This window comes from Chloroflexus sp. (assembly GCF_034434295.1).
Lineage (GTDB): Bacteria > Chloroflexota > Chloroflexia > Chloroflexales > Chloroflexaceae > Chloroflexus.
On sequence record NZ_DAOTZQ010000050.1, the window covers coordinates 82,039 to 103,543 of the forward strand.

At 56.5% G+C, this 21,505-nt stretch carries 13 protein-coding genes and 1 tRNA gene; 8 read left to right on the top strand and 6 right to left on the bottom strand.

What is annotated here, in order from left to right; genetic code table 11:
* Positions 1-85: 85 nt before the first annotated feature.
* Positions 86-1,492, bottom strand: coding sequence for a peptidase MA family metallohydrolase (locus tag VAE57_RS07685; RefSeq protein ID WP_322821296.1), 1,407 nt, complete (start codon positions 1,490-1,492; stop codon positions 86-88).
* 49 nt (positions 1,493-1,541) lie between these two features.
* Here VAE57_RS07685 and VAE57_RS07690 point away from each other — a divergent pair, with 49 nt between their 5' ends.
* Complete coding sequence (locus VAE57_RS07690; RefSeq protein WP_322821297.1) at positions 1,542-2,747, top strand: DUF3095 domain-containing protein; 1,206 nt, start codon at positions 1,542-1,544, stop codon at positions 2,745-2,747.
* Here the strand turns inward: VAE57_RS07690 and ppk1 are convergent.
* Complete coding sequence (gene ppk1 / locus VAE57_RS07695; RefSeq protein ID WP_322821298.1) at positions 2,731-4,830, bottom strand: polyphosphate kinase 1; 2,100 nt, start codon at positions 4,828-4,830, stop codon at positions 2,731-2,733. The two genes, VAE57_RS07690 and ppk1, sit on opposite strands and share 17 nt — an antisense overlap.
* Positions 4,831-5,002: 172 nt before the next feature.
* Between ppk1 and VAE57_RS07700 the strand changes: the two genes are divergently transcribed.
* The 7 genes from VAE57_RS07700 (at position 5,003) to pgl (ending at position 14,844) form a co-directional block, all read left to right on the top strand.
* A tRNA-Val gene (locus VAE57_RS07700) sits at positions 5,003-5,079 on the top strand.
* Positions 5,080-5,170: 91 nt separating this feature from the next.
* Entirely contained in the window at positions 5,171-6,406 is a 1,236-nt protein-coding gene (locus VAE57_RS07705) for an MFS transporter (RefSeq protein ID WP_322821299.1), read from the top strand.
* Positions 6,407-6,691: 285 nt separating this feature from the next.
* Positions 6,692-6,979 carry a hypothetical protein gene (locus VAE57_RS07710; protein WP_322821300.1) on the top strand — a complete coding sequence of 96 codons (288 nt, stop codon included), beginning with the start codon at positions 6,692-6,694 and terminating at the stop codon, positions 6,977-6,979.
* A gap of 88 nt (positions 6,980-7,067) precedes the next feature.
* Positions 7,068-9,521 (top strand): flippase activity-associated protein Agl23, encoded by a 2,454-nt coding sequence (locus VAE57_RS07715; protein WP_322821301.1) that lies wholly within the window; start codon positions 7,068-7,070, stop codon positions 9,519-9,521.
* A 25-nt stretch (positions 9,522-9,546) separates the two neighbouring features.
* Positions 9,547-12,915, top strand: a complete 3,369-nt coding sequence (locus tag VAE57_RS07720) for a flippase activity-associated protein Agl23 (RefSeq protein WP_322821302.1) — start codon at positions 9,547-9,549, stop codon at positions 12,913-12,915.
* On the top strand, positions 12,912-13,895 hold the full coding sequence (locus tag VAE57_RS07725) for an aminoglycoside phosphotransferase family protein (RefSeq protein WP_322821303.1): 984 nt from the start codon (positions 12,912-12,914) through the stop codon (positions 13,893-13,895). The genes VAE57_RS07720 and VAE57_RS07725 overlap by 4 nt, the downstream gene beginning before the upstream one ends.
* 199 nt (positions 13,896-14,094) lie before the next feature.
* A complete protein-coding gene (pgl, locus tag VAE57_RS07730; RefSeq protein ID WP_322821304.1) occupies positions 14,095-14,844 on the top strand; it encodes a 6-phosphogluconolactonase in 750 nt (249 codons plus the stop codon).
* Between the two features lie 216 nt (positions 14,845-15,060).
* Here the strand turns inward: pgl and VAE57_RS07735 are convergent, their stop codons facing one another.
* The 4 genes from VAE57_RS07735 to VAE57_RS07750 form a co-directional block, all read right to left on the bottom strand.
* Entirely contained in the window at positions 15,061-16,029 is a 969-nt protein-coding gene (locus VAE57_RS07735) for a Uma2 family endonuclease (RefSeq protein ID WP_322821305.1), read from the bottom strand.
* 1,677 nt (positions 16,030-17,706) lie between these two features.
* Positions 17,707-18,528, bottom strand: a complete 822-nt coding sequence (gene bchL, locus VAE57_RS07740; protein ID WP_322821306.1) for a ferredoxin:protochlorophyllide reductase (ATP-dependent) iron-sulfur ATP-binding protein — start codon at positions 18,526-18,528, stop codon at positions 17,707-17,709.
* A 57-nt stretch (positions 18,529-18,585) separates the two neighbouring features.
* Positions 18,586-19,875 carry a Coenzyme F420 hydrogenase/dehydrogenase, beta subunit C-terminal domain gene (locus tag VAE57_RS07745; protein ID WP_322821307.1) on the bottom strand — a complete coding sequence of 430 codons (1,290 nt, stop codon included), beginning with the start codon at positions 19,873-19,875 and terminating at the stop codon, positions 18,586-18,588.
* Positions 19,872-21,497 carry a ferredoxin:protochlorophyllide reductase (ATP-dependent) subunit B gene (locus VAE57_RS07750; protein ID WP_322821308.1) on the bottom strand — a complete coding sequence of 542 codons (1,626 nt, stop codon included), beginning with the start codon at positions 21,495-21,497 and terminating at the stop codon, positions 19,872-19,874. The genes VAE57_RS07745 and VAE57_RS07750 overlap by 4 nt, the downstream gene beginning before the upstream one ends.
* Positions 21,498-21,505 lie beyond the last annotated feature (8 nt).

Genomic DNA, 21,505 nt, shown 5'->3' on the forward strand with positions numbered 1-21,505 from the left:
TAGATAGCGCAAAAGCGGAGATACGTTTGGGATACTCCGCATTGCGACTGGTCTGGTTGCCCATTACCACCTGATCTACCGTGCATCACCACGGTCGAGAAGGCGTCATAAGCTGGTGGCTGATCAACCGAATCGACAAAACAGCCGCGCCGAGGAAGAGCAAAGCCACAGCAATCGTGCGCTGCTGGGCAGCCAGGCTACGACGCAGGGCCAATGCGTTGTCACGACGCACTTCGTCACCGAGGGCGGCAAACTCGCGAGCCGCCGTTTCAGCACTGACACTGGCGCCGGCCAGATCAAACTGGCGTGCCTGTTCACTTGCCCGGCGTAACGTCTCACTTGCCTGTAGGCCACGTGCGACGCGGGCCCGGTATTCGGCAAGAATTGTCATCTGCCGCTGATCCCCGATCTCGCGGTAAGCCTGCTCTGCCTGCCCGATCAACCGCTCTGCCTGTTCGTATTCGCCTTGCAGCAATGCAGTGCGGGCTGCTACGGTGAGTTGATTGGCACGCAGGCCGGTTTGGGCCTGCGACTGTAACGCAGCGAGGGTCGGTTGTGTCTCCTCATCTGCAATCGTCCTGAGCCGCTCAGCCTCACGGAGTGCCGCTTCATAATCACCTGCCGCGATCAACTGTTGTACTGGCTCCAGATCAATGCTCACCGACTGAATTTGGTCGGCTTCGAGCTGGAGAAAACCGGGTAGCCAGGCACGCCATTCGGCTTCGAGAGTTGTGGTTGATACACCGTACACGTCAGTGATTGCCGACCGGTAGCCGCTGCTTTCAGCCAGAGTGGTGAGAAATTGTCGGAATCGGTCAAAACCATCACGCTCAATCAAAAACGTCACGATTGACCAGGTCTGTGGATAGCTCAGTTCGGGTTGACCATAGATCGCATTTCGATCATCGAGTACAGCCCACGGCCACAACTCATTCCGTTGCCAGAGGGCACGCAATATCACTAGCTTACCATCGCGATCCGGTCCCGGCAACTCCATATACTGTGCAATCCCTTCCTGCAAACCCACGTTCAGTTTGCCGTCGCTCAATTCCGCAGCAAAGATATGGGTCAACTCGTGGCGCAGATTGTTGAGCTGAGAGACGTCATCCTGTAATCGTGCCCGTTCGACAACCACCACAACTTCACGACGCCGAAAATCGGCATGGGCTATCACCCCTGGGACGTTACGGGCCGCCGGATTGGCAGCGAAGTACGCATTACTGGTAGGATACAGTCGTAAGGTGAGCGGTGTCACCGGACGGAAGTCAAAAATGGTGCTAAGCTCGTTATAGAGATCGTCAATAATAGGAGCATACCTGTCTGCAATCGTACCATCATCAGGAGTGTAAATAATCCGAAAGTGGGTTGTAGTCTGCTCAACCCACGTGGGTTGAGCAAGAGCTACACTCCCGCTTAAGAAGAAACAGAGAGCGCTAAGGGCAATCAGCCAGAGTCGTAATCTGATCATAATCGTTCTTGCTAAGCGATTCATGATAAGCTCAGTGTACCACGTTTGATCACAAGATGCCAGGAGAGAGACCATGACGATAGATTTTTTTGCCCGCCTTCCTACGATGAACAGATTCGGCGAGATTGCTGATCTGAATGCCTATCAGCCATTACCCAATGACTGGATAATCTTCATTTGTGATGTGCGGGGGTCAACACGGGCCGTTGCTGAAGGCCGGTATAAAGAGGTCAATATGATCGGTGCGGCAACGATCACAGCCGCACTGAATGTTGCCGGTGAGGTTGAAATTCCGTTCGTGTTTGGTGGTGACGGGGCTTCGATTGCCGTACCACCGACTCTGGTTGAAACGACGGCGCAGGCCCTGAGCGCGGTAAGTGCGCTCTCGCAGCAAGCGTTTAACCTGGAGCTACGGGTTGGGGCGGTGCCGGTGACCACAATCATGAATGCCGGCTATCAGGTGTTGGTCGGGCGACTGGCACTGACGCAGCATGTGGCGCAGGCGGTGTTTAGTGGCGGTGGGATCAGTTATGCCGAGCAATTGATCAAAGATGAGGCTTGTGCTGAAGAATGTTTAATCCAGCCTGGAGATGCGGATGCCGCCAATTTGAGCGGTCTTGAATGTCGATGGGATACCATTCCGCCGGCGCATGGAGCCGCATTGTGTCTGATCGTCCAGGCAAACCTTCGCTCAGACCCAACCAGTTCAATGACAGTGTACCGTTCGATCATTGAAGCGATTGAACAGCTTTATGGTGGCGATCAGGCGTATCATCCATTACATTACACGATGATGCAGGCAAGTGCCAGACCCGGTGCGCTCTGGCCTGAAGCCCGCTTACGCGGGGGCGATGGTCGCCTGGCACAGCTACGTTATTGGGCCCAAATCTACGGTCTCAACCTGGGTGTTCGTGGTTACCGCTGGTTGCAGCGCCTGCGCGGCGAAGATCCGTGGTGGGATCAGTATCGCCAACACGTCACGACTGCCGCTGACTACCGGAAATACGACGACGCCTTGCGCATGATCATCTCTGGCTCAGACGAACGCCACGAGCAGTTGCTGGAGTTATTACACTCCCGGTTCAGCACTGGAGATCTGGTATTCGGTGCACATCGCTCGCCAGAAGTAATGCTCACGTGTCTGGTGTTTGAGCGTATGGGGCGCCAAATCCATTTTGTTGACGGTGCCGATGGTGGTTTTACGCTAGCAGCACGCGATCTCAAGCAGCGCCTGAAACATGCTCGCCGATCAGCCGAACTTATTAACAACCAGGTATGATCCGTTTCGGGTCTTGACTATCGATTACCTCAGTGCCATCAGGCGTTATCCGAACATAACGACCGTCGGGTTGCAGCTCACGGGCACGCAGGTTGTCTGCAAGATAGGTGCTGAGCAGTGTCTCGGTGACGTACTGCATAGCTGCCGGATCAACCAGTGGAAATAGTTCTTCGACGCGCCGATCAAGGTTGCGCTCCATCAAATCGGCACTTCCGATATAGATCTTCGGTTTGCCGCCGTGGTGAAAATAGTAAATCCGACTATGTTCGAGATACCGGCCAACAATTGACCGCACGCGAATCGTTTCCGAAAGCCCTGGCACCTGTGGTCGCAACGAGCACATCCCGCGCACGATCAGATCGATCTGAACACCGGCCTGCGAGGCAGCATACAGCGCATCGATAATTTTGGGATCAACCAGCGCATTCATCTTGAAGATAAGTCGCCCATTCCCGTGCAAGTGGTGAAGGGCAATCTCCTCTTCGATCAATTCGGTGATGCGGCGACGTAAGTTCACCGGTGCCACTAACAGGGTGCGATACTCCTTCTGCCGGCTATAGGCGGTCAGGTAGTTGAAGAGATCAACCACATCTGCCGCAATTTCAGGCCGACAGGTGAGTAGCCCCAGGTCGGTGTAGACACGAGCTGTTGTCGCGTTGTAATTGCCGGTACCGAGATGAACATAACACCGAATGCCATCAGTTTCCTGCCGGACTACCATCGCCAGCTTGGCATGTACCTTCAGACCTACCAGACCATACACGACGTGGACGCCGGCACGTTCCATAGCCCGTGCCCAGATGATATTGTTCTCTTCATCGAAACGGGCTTTAAGTTCAACAACGACGGTTACCTGTTTACCCTGCTCACGAGCGTGCATTAATGCCTGAACAATGGGTGAATTGCGACCGACCCGATACAGGGTTTGCTTGATCGCCAGCACCTGCGGATCTTCGGCTGCCGCCTGAATAAAATCAATGATCGGGGTGAATGAGTGGTACGGATGGTGTAGCAGAATATCTTGCTTCTTAATCGCTTCAAAGAGATTTGGCGTATTTTTCAACACTGCCGGCAGGCGGGGAACATACGGTGGATCTTTCAGGTCTGGGCGGTCGATTTGGGTCAGTTGCATCAGATCGCTGAGGCCGAGTGGGCCACGCACGGTGTAGATGTCTTCGGCACTAACCTTGAGGTTGGCTGCCAGTAAGCGGCAGATGCGGTCGGGCATGGCATCGTCAACTGCCAGACGAACCACCTCGCCGAACCGACGCTGCCGTAACCCCTGCTCAATCGTAGCCAGCAGATCGTCGGCTTCGTCTTCCTCAATCTCAACATCAGCGTTGCGGGTGACTCGAAAGGGGTACACTTCCACCACATTCATCCCCGGAAACAGTTGCTCAATGTGTTCGGCGATTACCTGTTCGAGCCAGACAAAGCAATGGCAGCGGGTGGCGGGCAGATCGCCAACCGATGGGCATAGCTCATGGGGGAGTGGAATCAAGCGTGGTAAGACTTCAGGTACCTTAACGCGGGCAAAGAGTTCACCTTTTGCCTTATCACGAATCACCACCGCGAGATTGAGGCTCAGATTCGAGATAAACGGGAAAGGTCGGCTCGAGTCAAACGCGAGTGGAGTTAAGACGGGAAACACCTGCCGTCGAAAGTAATCGGCTACCCAGGCTCGTTGATCATCGTTGAGCGTTGCCGTATTGAGAATCGCAATCCCCTGTTCTTGCAGAGCGGGAAGTAAGTCGTAGAGCAAAAGCTTGCGTTCCTGTTCAAGGAGAGGGATCAAAATGCGGCGAATCGCACTGAGCTGCTCTGCTGGCGTTTGGCCATCGGGTGAACGTTTCTGAACACCGGCACGAATTTGTTGCTTGATCCCACTGACGCGAATCATGAAAAACTCATCAAGATTGGAGGCAAAAATTGCCAGAAATTTCACACGCTCAAGCAAAGGATTGCGTGCATCCATCGCCTCTTCAAGCACACGGCGATTGAACTCGATCAGACTCAATTCGCGATTGAAGTAACGTGCTTCAGCGAGGGATTGCGGGTCAGATATTGTTGATGGAACTGTCATAACAACAACCGTTAACATGGCACCTGCCGGGAAGAGACAGGCGCGAATGTGATACCGACAAACAAGAGCTATGGGATAACGCACAAACGCAAGCAACGACTTAGCAATAGTATAGTAGGGATCGATCATTTGCACAAACCGGCCAAATGTGCTATACTCTTCGCCAGAACGCGGGCGATTAGCTCAGTTGGTTAGAGCGCATCGTTCACACCGATGAGGTCACTGGTTCGAGTCCAGTATCGCCCACCATTCTTTGTGCGCGGCCAATTGGCCGCGCACTGATTTTCGCCCCGATGAGGGATCGCTCGCAATACTGCGGGCCGATCAAAGGCAGTTCACCATGCGACCACTCATTTCGCGCACCGAGCTGCGTGCACTCCTGCATCCGACCGATGTAACCGAGCGGAATGTGCGGAACGTTCTTATCGATGGGATTGGGGTAGGTATTGTTACGGGTGTAAGCGTTTTCCTGCCGGTGTTTCTGGCTCGGTTAGGGGCGTCAAGCTTGCTGGTCGGTTTAATTACCTCATTGCCGGCGTTGGCAGGTGCGTTGTTTGCCCTGCCAATCGGGCGTTTTCTCGAACGACAGCGCAACATCGTCGTCTGGTATTCGGGCATGCGGTTCTGGGTATTGGTCTCGTATGCGGTGTTTGGCTGTCTTCCATTCTTTTTACCGCTTGAGGCAGTGCCGTGGACGATTATTATCATCTGGGCGCTGGTGACCATCCCTTCGACCTTTGTCAATGTTGCTTTTACCATTGTGATGGGTGGTGTAGCCGGGCCACAGCGTCGCTATGCGTTGATGAGTATGCGCTGGTCGAGTCTCGGCCTTGCCACTGCTGTCACGGTTGCTATCATCGGTACAGTGCTTGAATTGTTTCCCTTTCCACTCAATTATCAGGTGGTCTTTATCGGATCGGTCGTTGGTGGCCTACTGAGCTTTTTCTTTTCGCGGGCAATCATGTTGCCTGAGCGGAAGCTGGCCCCTGATAGCGATAAGAAAGGTGCATTACTACTTGCTTTACGGCAGGCACCGCCAGCATTTGTTCGTTACGCTTTGAGCGCGTTTGTCTTCCGCAGTGGGATGGCAATGGCTATTCCGCTGATCCCACTTTACTATGTGCGTGAAGCCGGCTTGAACGATGCCTGGATCGGTTTGATTAGCACGATTGGGAATGGTGTGCTCTTGATCGCGTATGCGGTCTGGTCTGCCGGTGTGCCCCGGTTGGGGAACAGGGGCGTCTTGCTGGCCAGCAGCCTCGGCATGGCACTCTACCCCTTTGGACTGGCAATCACCGAAGCACCCTGGTTGCTGGCACTGCTGGCTGGGCTGGTCAGTTTTTGTGTGGCCGGAAATGACCTGGTGAACTTTGATCTGGTCTTGAGTACGATCCCTGCCGGGCAACAGGCTACCTACGTTGGCCTCTTCCAGACGTTGCAAAACCTGGCACTATTCATAATGCCCTTAATCGCCACCTTACTCGCCGACGCCATTGGTATTGTTACCGTGCTACTGATAGCCGGGATGATGCGTTTGGTGGGGGTGGCGCTCTTTGCATGGCTGCGGATTGGTTAGCGTTATTTTGTGTAGCAGCAAACTGCGGTATGATGGTGCACGTCGCTTTACCATTAACAGGGGTATGGACAGGGACATTGTGCTCAGGCGCTTTTGTGGGGCTGTCGGCGATTGGTGAAGACGATGCCGGATCACAAGTCAGGATAAAAAAAGTAGAATTTTTGTACATTACGCTCCGCAGCCTGGATGGACAGGTGCTGGTGAAGTGCTTTGGTAGAGAGATGAATGTAGCCTGGTGATAGTAAATATCAGGACCTTGGATTTGATGGGAAACATACGTTGGTTATGTCACAACCTTCACTTCGTACAATTCTGGTGATTCGTCGTGGATATGGACGACGCTATACCGATTTACCGGTTGATGAATTGACCGAGCAGCAGATAATTATTGATTTCACCGGTGGCTATTTGCGACCAGAGCATATCGATCTTCGCGTTGACGATCTGGTGTACTGGCGGTACCAGGAGCGTTACGTTGGGGCAAGGATTAGCCAGGTGCAGCGTGATGGGCAACGGCTGATAGCATTGCTTAGCGATACCAGATTAATGCCGGATGATTTCTTCCCGTACTGAATATTTGAGGACGAGGCTTGCTCTGCGCTGTGCGTTCGTGTACAATGCCTGCGATTTATGCGGTATACTTCGCAATGCACTGGAATCTATGTCAAATGCTGAGATTGTTGAACGGCGCTGGACTCCAACCGTAGAACAGCTTTGCTACGCGGTCATTGCCGTGCTGGCGATTGTGAGTCGGTTGTGGGCATTGGGTGATCGGGCGTTGCACCACGACGAGACGTTACACGCGGCATACTCGTGGTTTCTTTTCAGTGGGCGCGGCTATATGCACGATCCACTCTTGCACGGCCCACTGCTCTACTTTTTGGGGGCGCTGTTTTTTTTCCTGTTTGGCGATAATGATGCAACGGCCCGGCTGAGTGCAGCCCTGTTCAGTATCGCACTGACCTTGAGTCCGATATTGCTCCGCCCGGTGATTGGGCGGCGGGCAGCGTTGGTTGCCAGCATTTACCTGTTGATCTCGCCGGTAGCGCTCTACGTCGGGCGCTTTTTTCGCCACGACATCTACTCGGTTGTCTGTGAAATGCTGGTGTTTGTGGCGATTGTGCGCTACGCCGCCGATCCGCGTCCACGCTGGCTGTATCTGGGGATCACTGCCCTCGCTCTGATGCTGACCAATCAGGAGACCACGTATCTCTACATCTTGATCTTTGCTGTGCTGCTGGTGATGCTCTTCTGCTGGCAGGTGTATCGGCCCGGCATCGCCTTGCTTACCGGCCTGGGGGTGATGCTGGCTCTGCTGGTCTTTGTTCTTCCCGGTACAGCGGTGGTTGACGGTGCCCATCATGCGCGCCGTGATGCGAATGGGGCGATTGAGGTGGCTCAACCCGGCCCACTCTTTGGCTGGCCACCACTCGAAACCGAAGATAATGGTTACGCGCTGCTGGTGCGCAATCGGGCTGACAATGATGGTGGGCGGAGTGTCTGGGAGAATGGGTTGCGCTATCTGACCGATATTGGTCGCTTTGTGAACCATCCGGCGATTCTGAGTGGGCTGGTGTTGTCGCTCGCCATGCTGTCAGTGTTCGTCTGGTTCATCTGGTTCCGCCGTGATGCCACGGGTACGACGCCGTGGGAGCGAGCACTGATACGCGGTGAGCCGGCAGCTCTCCTCTGCCGCAGCCTGGTTGCTGATCGGCGCTGGCAGGTTGCCCTGATCATTTTTGCTGCCATTTATACACTGTTATTCACTGCTATGCTGACCAACCTGCTGGGGCTGATTTCGGGGGTGGCCGGTTCGCTCCTGTACTGGTTGGCCCAGCATAATGTGCAGCGCGGCAGTCAGCCGGCACATTACTATGCGGTTATTCTTGCGATCTACGAGCCGTTGCTGGTATTGGGAACGATGATCGGCTTGCCGCTTGCCGTCCAGGCGGTGCGGCAGCGTCGACCAGAGGCGTTCGCTGTCGGTTTGATTGCCTGGTGGTCAGTCGCTGCCTTCGCCATTTACACCTGGGCTGGCGAGAAGATGCCGTGGCTAACCATTCATATGACGCTTCCGCTCACCCTCTTGCTGGCCTGGGGATCGACCAGGGTTGTCGAACTGGCCCAGCAACAGGTGGCATACTGGCAGCAGATGTGGGATGAGCTGGCAACACCGGTCGAAGTCACCGCTGGACCGGATGTTGAGACCCGCACGTCAGGGGCGGGTGATCTGGCTCCGCTCTCCGCAGAGACCAGAAATTGGCTTAAGGACAATCGAGCGGGATGGTTGGGTCTTCCCAGGGGATCGTTGTTTAGCTTTGGTTTGTTGCTCGGTTTGATCATCTGCCTGGGTTTTCTGCTGCTCTCGATTACGGTCGCTGCCGGCCCAACATCACCCATTCAACCCTGGATGGTTTTGCTCTTCATTCTGGCGTTAGTCATTCTTCTCATCGTTGGGAGTGCGCTGCGTTGGGGATGGACTGTCGCTGCCGCACTGACGACCATTTGCCTGATGGTCGCGATTGGTCTGTATACCGTGCGTAGCAGCGTGCGACTGGCATATCAGACCGGAGATGTTGCGCGTGAGATGATGGTGTATACGCAAACCTCGCCCGATGTGATGCGGGTGGTGCGACGATTGGAAGAGGCAGCGCTGCGGCGGGCCGGAGGGACGCGCCTGCCGGTGATGTACGATAACGAGACGGTCTGGCTCTGGTATCTGCGAGACTGGCCGGGTGCGGTTTCGGTGCCGGGTGGCAGACTGAATGGCCCGCCACCGGCTGACATCCAGGCGGTACTGATCTTGCAAGAGAATCTGGATCGCTATCCGGAAAATCGAACCTATCTGCAAGGGTTTGTCTTGCAGCGCTACCCCTTGCGCTGGTGGTTCCCCGAAGATCAGACGTATCGTATCAATGGTACCGGTAGTTCGCTGCTCGAACGGCTATTGCGCAATCCACTCGACTATGAAACAGCAGTCCAGCTATGGAAATATCTGATGTTCCGGCAGCCACCAGTCGGGCTTGGCTCAACCGATTTTGTGGTTGCGGTACGGCCAGAACTGGCGCGCCAGATCGGGATCGGGCTTGGTGGATCACTGCGGATGGGAGAGTAGACAACCACTCATAGTACGGATCATTATGGCAACACAGACCTTCGTAACCGAAAGCCTGCTCAGCCGGCGCTTACGAGCCGGCTGGCTGAATTGGGAGACGGCAGCATATACATTGATTATCATCGCCAGCATTATTGCCCACCTGTGGGGACTGGATCGCATGGCGTTGCACCACGATGAGTCAATCCACGCCTGGTCGAGCTGGCGGCTGTATACTGGGGCTGGATCATTTTCGTGCTGGAATGGACTGGACGAAGATGGTAATGCCCGTGGTGGTTTGTACCACGAGACCTATTGCTACGATCCGGTTTACCATGGCCCATCACTCTACTTTCTGACCGCACTGGCCTACTTTTTGTTTGGCGACGGCGATGCGCAGGCTCGTTTGCCAATGGCGCTTGCCGGGATTGGTCTGGTAGCATCGGCCTGGTGGTTGCGTCCATATCTAGGGCGAGGAGGGGCGCTGATTGCCGCTCTTCTGCTTGGTTTTTCACCGTCACTTCTCTACTATACCCGGTTTGCCCGCCACGATGGGCTGATGGTGCTGTGGGAACTGTGGATGGTGATCGGCGCATTGCGCTGGATCGATACAGGTAGAGCGCAGTGGTTGTATCTGGTTGCAGTAGGATTAGCACTGGCAATTGCTACCCACGAACTCTACTACATTCTGCTGTTCATCTTCGGTGTTTTCGTCTTGATGCGACTGCTGGCTGAGAGCCGTTTTGCGCGCTATCTGAATATCGTGTTGCTGGTGGTCATCGGTTTGTGTGTAGCGCTGATGATCATCAATCCACCATTGCCCTTTGGTCGAGGCTTATACGTTGGCGAAAAGGCATTTCTGATTGCTTCAGCGCTGGTACTGGCATGGCTCTGTCAGCGTCTCTGGCCGCCAGAACCGGTATTAACATCGCGTCTGCGAGCGCTATGGCAAACCGAACGCAACACACTGTGGACAGCACTGGCGATTTTGGGCGGTATATACCTGGTGCTGTATACCAGTTTCTTTACCTATCTGCCGGGGGCAATTGACGGTATCACGGCCGGTCTTATCTACTGGCTGGGTAGTCAGCAAGAGTACGCCCGTGGTGACCAGCCCTGGTACTACTATCTGATGTTGTTACCGCTGTATGAACCACTGGCCGTCTTCAGTGGACTGGGGGTGGTTGGGGCGATGATCGTCGCCGTGATACGGCGCTGGCAGATTAAGCAGCAAGCGGTGTCATCTGCGCCCGATGCCGAGGTGAGTGATCTGGCCGATGTTGATGAGTCTGCACGCCTGAAAGCAATGGCACCATGGTCGCTCTACCCCCTTCTGGTTGTTTTCTGGTTTTTTACTGCCATAATCATCTTCTCATGGGCTGGCGAAAAGATGCCGTGGCTGGTTGTTCACATGTCCTTACCCGGTAATCTGCTCGCGGCGTGGGTTTGTGGACGTTTTATTGATGTTATCCGGCGAGAGCGGCCTGATAGACAGATATGGCTCGTACCGATAACGGTGGTTCTGCTCGGCGTAGCCATTGGTGTCGCCTTCTGGCGTTTGAGTACGGGCGGGCAAACTGCAATCTTACAGGCAATTGTCCCACTCCTGATTGTGTTTGGTCTGATCTATGCGTTGCTTTCGTTGATAGGCCGATTGGGGATACGTCCGGTTAGTGCAGCATTGGGGATCACGGTCTCGTTTCTGCTGGCGGCGTATATGATCCGGGCCACGTGGCTAGTGGTGTATGGTCATCCCGATGTCCCGGTTGAACCACTTATTTACACTCAGACAGCCCCTGATGTACCGCGTTATGCCGCCGATATTCGTGATCTGGCGATTAATCTGACCCGTGGTAACCGGGGCCCACAAGACCCCACCGGTGGCTTGACCATGCCACTCATTCTGGATGGTGGTGACAGGAGCGCAGAAGGTTCGCTGGCCTGGCCCTTGCAGTGGTATCTGCGCGACTTCAAGAATATATCCTGGGTGAATGGAAGTGAGCTGGGGCGAGTGCCGTCGGTAGATCAATTAACGGTGACAATGCCCGACGGTAATCGTGACCTGGCACCCATTGTGATACTGTACCGCCCCTTCGTCACGGATCGGTTGCGCGATATTCTGCGCGAGTCGTATGTGCAACCTTACGGGCAGGCAGGGGTCTTCAACTGGTGGTTTCCCGAAGGTAACAAGTGTTCCCCGCAGAGTCCAGGGTATAAGCGCTTCTACTACAGTACCTGGTCGGCAGCCGCTGCTCAGGCCGATTGTGGCCGCGATTTGAGTAGTGAATTACACGGTCCATTTGATGTGCTGCTCTGGCCGTTCCAACGCGAAAACTGGCCGACCCTGGGACGTTATCTGCTCTTCCGTCAGTTGCCGGAGCCGCTGATTCTCAGTGGCCGTGAGGTCGAGGTGTGGCTACGGCGCGATTTAGCAGGCGGGGCGGCTCCAACAACGACCGTTACCGCAGCGCCCGAACTGCGGTTGGCCGCTTTGAACGAGATCAGATTGTCGAGCGGTGGCAGTGGTGCGACAGGGATTGCCATTGACCAACAGGGGCAGATCTATGTGGCCGATACGTACAACCACCGTATCGAAGTCTTTGCTCCTGACGGTACACTGGTTCGTAATTTTGGTAGCCAGGGCAACGGCCTGGATCAGCTCTACGAACCGCGAGGACTGGCGTTCGATAGTCAGGGCAATCTCTACATCGCCGACACCTGGAATGCGCGGGTCGTCAAATACAGTGCCGATCTGCGCCCAATAGCGAGCTGGGGGAGCGGTGATATGGATCTCGGTGATGGCCGGCGGGCAACGATTACCGAGGGCGATCCGGCCCGTAATGCAGCAGCTCCACTCGGCTTCTTTGGACCACGTGGGATTGCGGTTGATGCGGCAGACAACGTCTATATTGCCGATACCGGCAATAAGCGGATTGTTGTTACCGACAGTAATGGACAGTTCCGCTACCAGTTCGGTGGTGCCGGGAGTGCACCAGGTCAATTCAACGAGCCGACCAGTCTGGCATTCGATGCAGCAGGTAATCTCTACGTTGCCGATACCTGGAACGGACGGGTGCAGGTGTTCGGTCGTGGTGCCGATGGTCGCATCGATCCGATCCCGCTTGCAACGTGGCCGGTACCGGGCTGGCAGGCCAATACCTATGACGATCCGATGCTGGCGGTTAGCGCGGAGGGGACCGTCTACGTTGCGGTGCCGGCCCGTCAGCACGTGCTAACGGCAAACGCCGCTGGTGAACCGTTGCTGCGGTGGACTGGGGTTGGAAGTGATAGTGTGCCAATCGCCAGTCCAAGTGGTATCGTCGTTGCGACTGATGGGAGTGTCTGGATTGTTGATCGCCTGAGTGGTCGAGCGGCACGCTTTAGTTTACCGGCGCTTGCGCCTTTGACACCATGATCGTCACCGATTTTCGTCATCTCAATCATACCGTCTCGCCAGCGGCAACTGAGCTTAGTGAAGCCTGGCAGCGTAGCCTGAGCAGGCTAGGAGATTATACGGCAATGGTGGTACGGGTGCTCAACCTGCGTCCCCAGGCCGCCACACTCTACCGGCAGACCGACCGCCATCTGTTGGTACAGCTGACCTTGCCGGGTGAGCACGTTATCTTACGGGTAGCACCTGAAGATGATTTATCAGCCCATGTCACCTTTTTACGCGGCCTGGCAGCAGGCGGGCTGCCAGGTGCACGCCTCATCCAACGCGATTTGAGCAAAGCCTTTGTGCCGTTTGCCTACACGTTAGAGAGTTTTGTGGCCGGTAAAACTGCCGCCGATCTTGATGATGCACATCTGTTGCATAGTATTGCCCGCCAGTCCGGACGCGCACTCCGTCGCTTGCACCGTCAACAAATGCCGGGTTTTGGTCGGCCAACCATCAGTGGTCGCTGGCCACGTCTAAGCTGGCGACACGTTTTGATCGCTATCGGGCAGCGTTTGGCCGGTTTACCAACACCACAGTTGATCTTTAGTTCGGAAGAGGTGCAGGCATTACAGGCAGTTCTGCACGATCCACGCCTTGATTGCCCTTCGCCAGTATTGATGCATGGGAGCTTTGGCCCGCACGCTGTGCGCTGTACCGTTGGTGGTCAGCACGTACATCTTGAGGCATTTGAGGAACCTGGTTGGTTCGTCAGTGGCGACGGCTTGTTCGATCTGGCATTCGGGTTGTGTGCTCATCTCCCGGCAGCCTGGCGTGAAGGCTTGTATGAGGGCTATTGCAGTGCTGGAGCGTTGAGTGAGGCGGAAAGCGAGCGCCTCCATCTACTGTGCCTGTTGAGTTGTGCGTGGAGCGCGTGTGATCGCTATGCGCGAGGATTGCCACACGAGACGGATGCTGAAGCGACCCGGCGTATGCTGGCTGCTGGTGTGGTAAGCTGATCATGAAAGCTAATCATGACCGTTTGGTATTCAATCGGCTATCGATGCGATGGTGTCCGTTTCGGGCTGAGAGCATACCTGGACTGCATCCATCCAGATCCAGATCGGAGCGCAGTGGAAACGCAGGGAACATCTGGTTTCTCATTGCTACGCTTTCAACATCTGTCGATAGCATACAATACCAGTTCAGGACACATCCATGAACGCACAGCGATCGATTCGGGTCTACGAGAACGCCGATGAGCTTTACCGGGTGGCAGCGACATTTGTGGCTGAGCAGATTCGATCCGCCATTGACAATCGTGGGCAGGCGTTGATTGCGCTTTCGGGAGGAAGTCTAACCTCACGTCTGTATCCATTGCTCGCCAATGCACCGTTGCGTGAACAGATCGCCTGGAGCAGAGTGAGTATCGTGTTTGCCGATGAACGGTACGTACCGTTCGACGACAGCGAGAACAATTATCGTGCGACGCGGCAGACGTTTCTCGATCACGTGCCGGTACAGGCCGATCAGGTTTTTCCGGTGCCGACCTACTACCGTGATCCGCAACAGGCAGCTACCATCTACCAGCAGCAGGTGGCAGCGTTGCTGACAGCGCACGGCGGCCAGCTTGATGTAGCATTGCTCGGCATGGGGCCGGACGGACACACCGCATCGCTGTTTCCCCGGCATCCAGTTTTGACCGCAATTCCTGCCGGGGCATTGACTGTGGTTGTATCCGATGCACCGAAACCACCTCCATTACGTCTGAGTTTAACGCCAGCCGCATTGAATACCGCACGCGCAGTGGTATTTGTGGTCAGTGGTGTCGACAAGGCAGCAGCCGTGGCAGCCGCGTTGGCCGATACCGGTGACGCAATGGCACAACCAACGCGCCTGATTAATCCGGCAGCGGGAAAGATCTATTGGATGCTGGATCGGGCAGCGGCAGAGGGAGTGATGCAGTAACCACGTGTGCCAACTATTCACGAAGCCCATGCTCCGGGCTTTGCAGTGGTGCGAACGCGGCAAAGTGATATGTCAGCAGCCACGCAGCGTATCTGTTCACGATGTTCTTTCCGCACATTGAGGCTTATTGCCCCCCAAGTTTTGTTGTATTTCAGTTAGTAGCCGGCACGAGCTGGTGACAGCCGCTCGTGCCGGGTGGCGAAGACTGAGATAGGGTTACGCGGTGTCACCACGTAATCGGCGTAGCTCAGCCTCAAGCTCACGCAGACGGGCCTCGACGGCGGCACGGGCTTCAGCTTCGCGCCGGGCCTGTTCTTCGGCAAACCGTGCCTGCGCCTCGGCCAGGGCACGGGCTTCAGCTTCGCGCCGGGCCTGTTCTTCGGCAAGCTGTGCCCGCGCCTCGGCCAAGGCACGGGCTTCAGCTTCGCGCCGGGCCTGTTCTTCAGCAGCGGCACGGGCTTCAGCCTCGCGCCGGGCCTGCTGGGCCATCATCGTATAATCGCCCACAATCTCTCCCCGTTCGTTGTAGCACACCACGTGGTCATCCACGATCCCTAGCCAGAGTCGGGCAACATCCAGGTATGTCCGCCCGTCCTCGTCCGGCTTGTGCAGCACATAGCGCCGCCCTGCCAGGCGATAGTTGAGTAATCGTAGCCGACGTGGCCCATGCCGGGATGTGTTGTCCACAATCACATATTGTGCCACCCTGGCGCGGGCATAATGTCTGACTTTGTCCTTTATATCGTTCTGACGGGTTTCGGGAGAGGTGATCTCGATGATTAATGCCGGTCGGTGACCCTCCTCCCGCACATCGAACGTACTCCAATCGCGCCGTTGAGCAATGCCGGGGATGACCATTACATCCGGGCCGTGCGGTCGCAGACCGGGCACGTCCCAGGCCACCCGCACATCGGTGAGCACGATGGCCTCACCCGCCGACTCAAGCCGCTCCCGCAACACGATGGTGAGATACATCCGGTCGGTTTCGTGGCGGTCGCTATGCACGATGAAGTCTCCCACCTCTGGATGGAGGACATCTTCGAGGGTGAGTGGCACCTGTTCGAGATGATCGGGGTCGTCGGGAGTAGGACGGGGTACGAAGCGCCAGCCGTAGCGAAACGGGTCGTCTGTAGCTGGAGACGATGGGGCTGATACCAGTGTTGTTTCGGAGCGAGATTGACTCATGGTGATACCTCTCTCCTGATGTGGGTATCGGTGTGAGTGCAGGATTAGAACTGTATTGTATCACACCGGCTGGGTTGCAAACTGATCGATGAGTGGTGGATACGTTCTGATGGGTGTCGTTCGGTAAACACGGACGGTAGCAGAGAGCAGGTGGGACAGATGACAGTGACATTGTGTGCTCCTGGCTCAAAAAGCATCCCTAATAAGTAAACCGTGTGATGGTCGCAAAAGTTACACGAGATTTGGAACACGGGTGAGCAGTTGACAGGGTTATGGAGAGGCACGGTACGAAGAGCAATGTGCTGGACGGTCTGGATCAGGTGGGCTAAGATTTTCACTGAGGGTGGGTAAACGCCGCAGCGGCTGCAAATAGTCTACTCACACTGCGGTGAGGACGAACAGACCATGCGAGCGATTAGGTGTGGATATGCGCTGAACACCATTATTTCAGGCTCCTCCCCTGCACAGCAGGCTATGCATTACCCACATGTCGCGCTGCGTTGGGCCGGGCTGCAAGTGCTCCCCGTGGCGCAGGCTTTCCGTGGCGCAGGCTTCCAGCCTGCGTGGAGGCATTCCTCGCCACCGCTGTCAGGTGCCGGCCGTAGCCGATGGTGTGCAGGCACGAACCTGCTACAACAATACCTCTACGCGCAGGGATCGCATGCATGCCTGACCGACTGATGATCGGCACGAACACATCCGGCATCCCCGTGACCAGGATGGGTAACGGTATGCCACGCGCCGGATCGTGTGTATGGCTGGCGCGACAGCATGGCTGCCGCACTCTACACCTCGCGCCACGAGCATGACGAGCAGATAAGGCAATTCATCAAGCACGTGTTGGCACGGCTGGAGCGGCGCCCTGCCACCGGGCCAGTCGCTTACAACAGCACCCATGGCGATCATCCTCGCTGATACGCACGTGGTTGACACCAGTTATAGGTAATGCATAGTGCAGCGGGGGCGGGGGGATTCTATCAAATCTGAACGACACCATGCATCATTCGGGTTGTAACCGCCGTGGTGAAGCACTGACAGAGGTGCTACTGGCGGGTCGTCGCAGGTGCATTGACTGGTTTAGGGTGTTGTCCAGCAGTATGCTATGGCTCTCCCCCACCCTAACCCGCCCCCGCTGGGGGCGGGGACTATGGGTGCAGGATAGTTTCCCTGTCGCAAGTTGGTTCAGTGGTGCGATACGCCGTCGGGTACAGACACGACAGGTTGGTGAGCGCACCAGAGGGGCGTGCTTACTGCCAGCTCGCAAGTGAGTGCGTGTTCGGCTTCCAGAGGGGTGCATCGGAGACGTGCGCTCCCAGCTTGCAGGCGAGCGCGTACCCGGTTTCCAGAGAGGTGCGCCGGAGGTGTGCGCTCCGGCACACAGACGAGCGCGTGTCCGGCTTCCAGGGGAGCGAGCGGAGGCTTGCGAACAATGGTGCAACGCTCGTATCAAATCCGGTTGCATTGCAGTTATGACCCCTGCTGACTAGAATCGTAGGGGGCACGGCATGCCGTGCCCCCTACGCCTGACGATCACACGCTTACGACTCGCCAGTGGTACACCTGAACGATGCACATTGCTGAAGCAAGATTTGCTGTCAGATACACCGTTAGGGTGAGGTTGGATGGCGTATGACCTCTACCATCCAGATAGGATATTACCCCTACCGTTGCAGGTGCCTACCGCCAGCCACCAATGGCCTCGAAAATGGCGCGGTCGTGGTATGGTTGAGGAACGGTTGCCTGCGGTTGCGCCAACAGATATTCGGCCATCTCCTCGAAGGGGCGAGTGCATTCCTCTTTCCCCGGCCCCTCCATCTCGAAGAGAGTCTTACCGGCGAGGCGCGAGCGGCGAATGAGGTCGTGATAGGGAACGCGCCCAATGACTTTGGTGCCGACCTTTTCGGCAAACTGATCGAGCAGGCTGGTACCGCCACCGTATTCGTAGTCTACGCGATTGGCAATGATACCGGCCAGTTTCACCTTGTGACGCTGTGATTTCTGCGAGATTGCCAGGCAGAGCCGGTTAGCGGCGAAGATGCTGTCGAAGTCGTTGCAGGCAATGATCAGGCCGTAGTCAGCGTAGTTGAGCGGTGCGGAAAAGCCGCCACAGACCACGTCGCCGAGCACGTCGAAGACAATGACGTCGTACTTGTCATAGAGACCAAATTCTTTCAGCAGTTTGACTGTCTCACCCACGACATAGCCGCCACATCCGCTACCAGCCGGCGGACCACCGGACTCAAGTGTGTCAACGCCGGCAAAACCGGTGCGAATCACATCTTCCTTACTCACGTCTTCGAGATGGAAGTTCACGCTGTCCAGCACGTCGATCACGGTCGGTTGGAGATGGCCGGTTAACGGAAAGGTGCTGTCGTGCTTCGGATCACAGCCGATCTGGAGCACTTTGGCGCCTTTGAGCGCCATTGCCGCCGAGAGGTTGGCCGAGGTGGTCGACTTGCCGATCCCACCCTTGCCATAGATTGCGAGGATGAGGGACATGGACAACTCCTTCTTTTGGGCCGGCGATGCCGGCTGCGAATGACCTGTACGTATACGTTACGAGGCGGATGGTTCGAGATCGCGATTGAATTCGCGTCGGTAGACATCGGCATAGCGGGCAAGTGCACGGTAGACGTAACCGGGTACGATGCGTCGTTCCAGCCGGCCATGCCGTTCACGGACGAATTGCAGGTTGCGTAGGAGTTTCATCTCGATGACCGAACGAGCGAATTCGAGACCTTTTGGCCCGCTACGGCGCTGGATGAAGGCGACGAGCTGGCGGATCGGCCAGGGCGGTCGTTTGCGCGGCTGGCGCAGCATCTGAATGTAGGCTGGCATACCCCGCGTGCGGTCACCGCCGCTGATCGGTGCCCGTTCCTCGACGTGGGGACGCAGCAGATCGTAGAGTTCAGCCCCCCGTTCGGTACGGATGAGGGTCCACTGCCAGCGCTCGTCGGGTGGTAGTGGCGCACCCATGTAGCCGATAGTTAAATCCGATAACCCATTCTGGTAATCGAAGCAGCTTAGACAGGCCGGTGGGAAGACCCCTAGCTGGCCGCCAAGACGGTCAACATCGAGATCGACGAAGTTGACTTTTTCGACCGAACCGTCTTCGTGTTTGAGCCAGATACGAAAGTCTTGCATAAACTCGTGGTGAATGACCGTCTCCGGCGAGCGCGAGACCACCTGTAAGAAGCTTTGCAGATCAGGATAGGTTGTGTTGTCGGTACAGGGAATCCCAATGACGTAGAGGCGTTCCAGGCTGAGCTGATCTTCAATTGCCCGCAGGGCATGGACCTGACAACCGGTGCCAATGTAAGCAATCCGGCGCAGTCCACTCTGGCGGACCTGGGTCAGGATATCGAGCGTTGGCGCAAGGCAGGGTTTGTTGCCGCGGGTCGCACGCACTTCGTCTGGGGTACGGGCCAGAATGGGGAGAGGTGCATACCGGGTACCGGGCACTGCACCGGTTGTGATCACCCCTTCGACCAGTCCGTGTTCGAGGAGCAGGGCGCCGAGGCTGGTGACGGCGCCACTCCATTGGGCACCGGGCACCGGTGGCCGCATGCGGAAGATGCGCAGATCGCGATAGATGCCAAAGAGGAGTTCATCGCCGTCACGACGGTTGCGTCCGTGCAAGCGACGCTCGATCTCTTCAGCACGGTTGTTGACGAAGACGCAGCTCTGCGCCATGAAGGGCCGTAATTCGCCGGTGCAGATTCCGCAGTCGCTACACAGTTTTGGTCGTCCGGCCAGACGCTCTTCGCGAGAAAGCAGCGCAATCTCGGCCAGTTGACGCGAAGGTCGTGGTCGGCGAGGCACGTTGGGGGAAAGGGCTGTGCTCATGCGCCAAGCTCCTCCTTCGCGGCCAGCAGCACCTCTGCCGTAATGACCGCGTGACCACGCTGACGGGCATATTTCTCGACATTCCCTCGCACCCGGCCACGCACAAAGAACGGCACTTTCTTGAGCATAGCTTCCGCATCGGCAGCCCATACTGGATCAACGACTACAGCAGGTGTGGGTGTCGCGGGTGCGCTGGTGGGAGATGGAGCAGATGCCACGGCGATAACCGGTTCGGGCTGCGGGTGTGGACTCGCGACTGTTGACGCTACCGGAGCCGGTTCAGCGACAGGGGTGTGCCCGGTTTTCTCAGGCAGATCAAGGCCGGCATCACCGAACAGATCGATCAAATGCTTCTCCATACCGAGGGTACAGGTCGTGTAGACCTCATCGGCGATGACATCGGCGCCGTCGAAACCCAGGAAGGGGCGATAGGCGAGGAGATGGTTCTCGATATGGGTTGGCGGCGAGATGACCATGCAGTTGAGATCGTACCGTCGTGAGGTGTGGCGTTCCATCTGAGTGCCGCAAACCAATTCGGGTCGTAGGGCGGCGATGCGTTCTGCCACCACCTGAAACTCATCGGTTACCAGCACCTCATCGACATAGCCGGTCAACTGCTCGCGCACCCAATCGGCCTGATGTTTGACATAGGTACCGGCACCGGCAATCGGCATGCCCAATTCATCGCGCAAAAAGCGCGTGACCCCAACCACGTGCGTGGCATCGCCGAAAACAAAGGCCGGCTTGCCGGAGAAGCTATCCATATCGGCGGTACGGGCGAACCAGGGCACAGCAGACGGTGCCGACATCCCATCGAGTGAAAAGGCTGTCAGCGGTGGCATTGGTACATCGGCCCCGGCTTGAGCCAGTAGCTCACGGAGACGCTCGATCCAGCGTAGCGTGGGTTGGACACCAATCGGCGCATCGAGGAGGGCCGGCACCCCAAACTGCTCTTCGAGATAGATGGCAGCACGCAGACCAAGCTCGCGGTAGGGGGCGATAGTAAGCCATGCTGCCGGTAAACGGCGCAGATCGGCGATACTCGCGCCCCAGGGTGCAACCACGTTCACCTCAAGCCCTAACGTCTTCAGCATACGTCGGAGACTGATCAGGTCGTGGCGGGCGTGAAAACCGAGTGACGCTGGGCCGAGGATATTCACCGTCGGACGTTCGGTGCGGGGCTGTGGTTTAGCAAAGCGCTTCACCAGATCGGTAAACAGACTCTCGGCGGCAACAATCTCTTGCATACGGTAGGGATTGGCATCGTACACCATCACCTCACACTGCAAGCCGGCATGCTGAGCCGCGATTTCAAGATTCTCTTGCAGCAAAATGGTGGAACACGAGGCAACCACGACAATGAGATCGGGGTGGACCCGTTCTTCCACCTGCCGCAGCGTATCGGGCAGCCGGATCGTACCGCACGCAAGGTCGGTACCGCTGACCACGCTGGTCGTCATGGCCGGAAAATTGGGCGTGCGGTCGAGCATGGCAAAGATAGCATTGACATAATCATCACCCTGGGGAGCGTGGAAAACGGCGTGCACATTCCGCATACTGTTGGCGATCCGGCCCACACCGTGGTGAGCAGTACCTTCATACATCCAGTAAGCCAGCCGCATGAATCGTC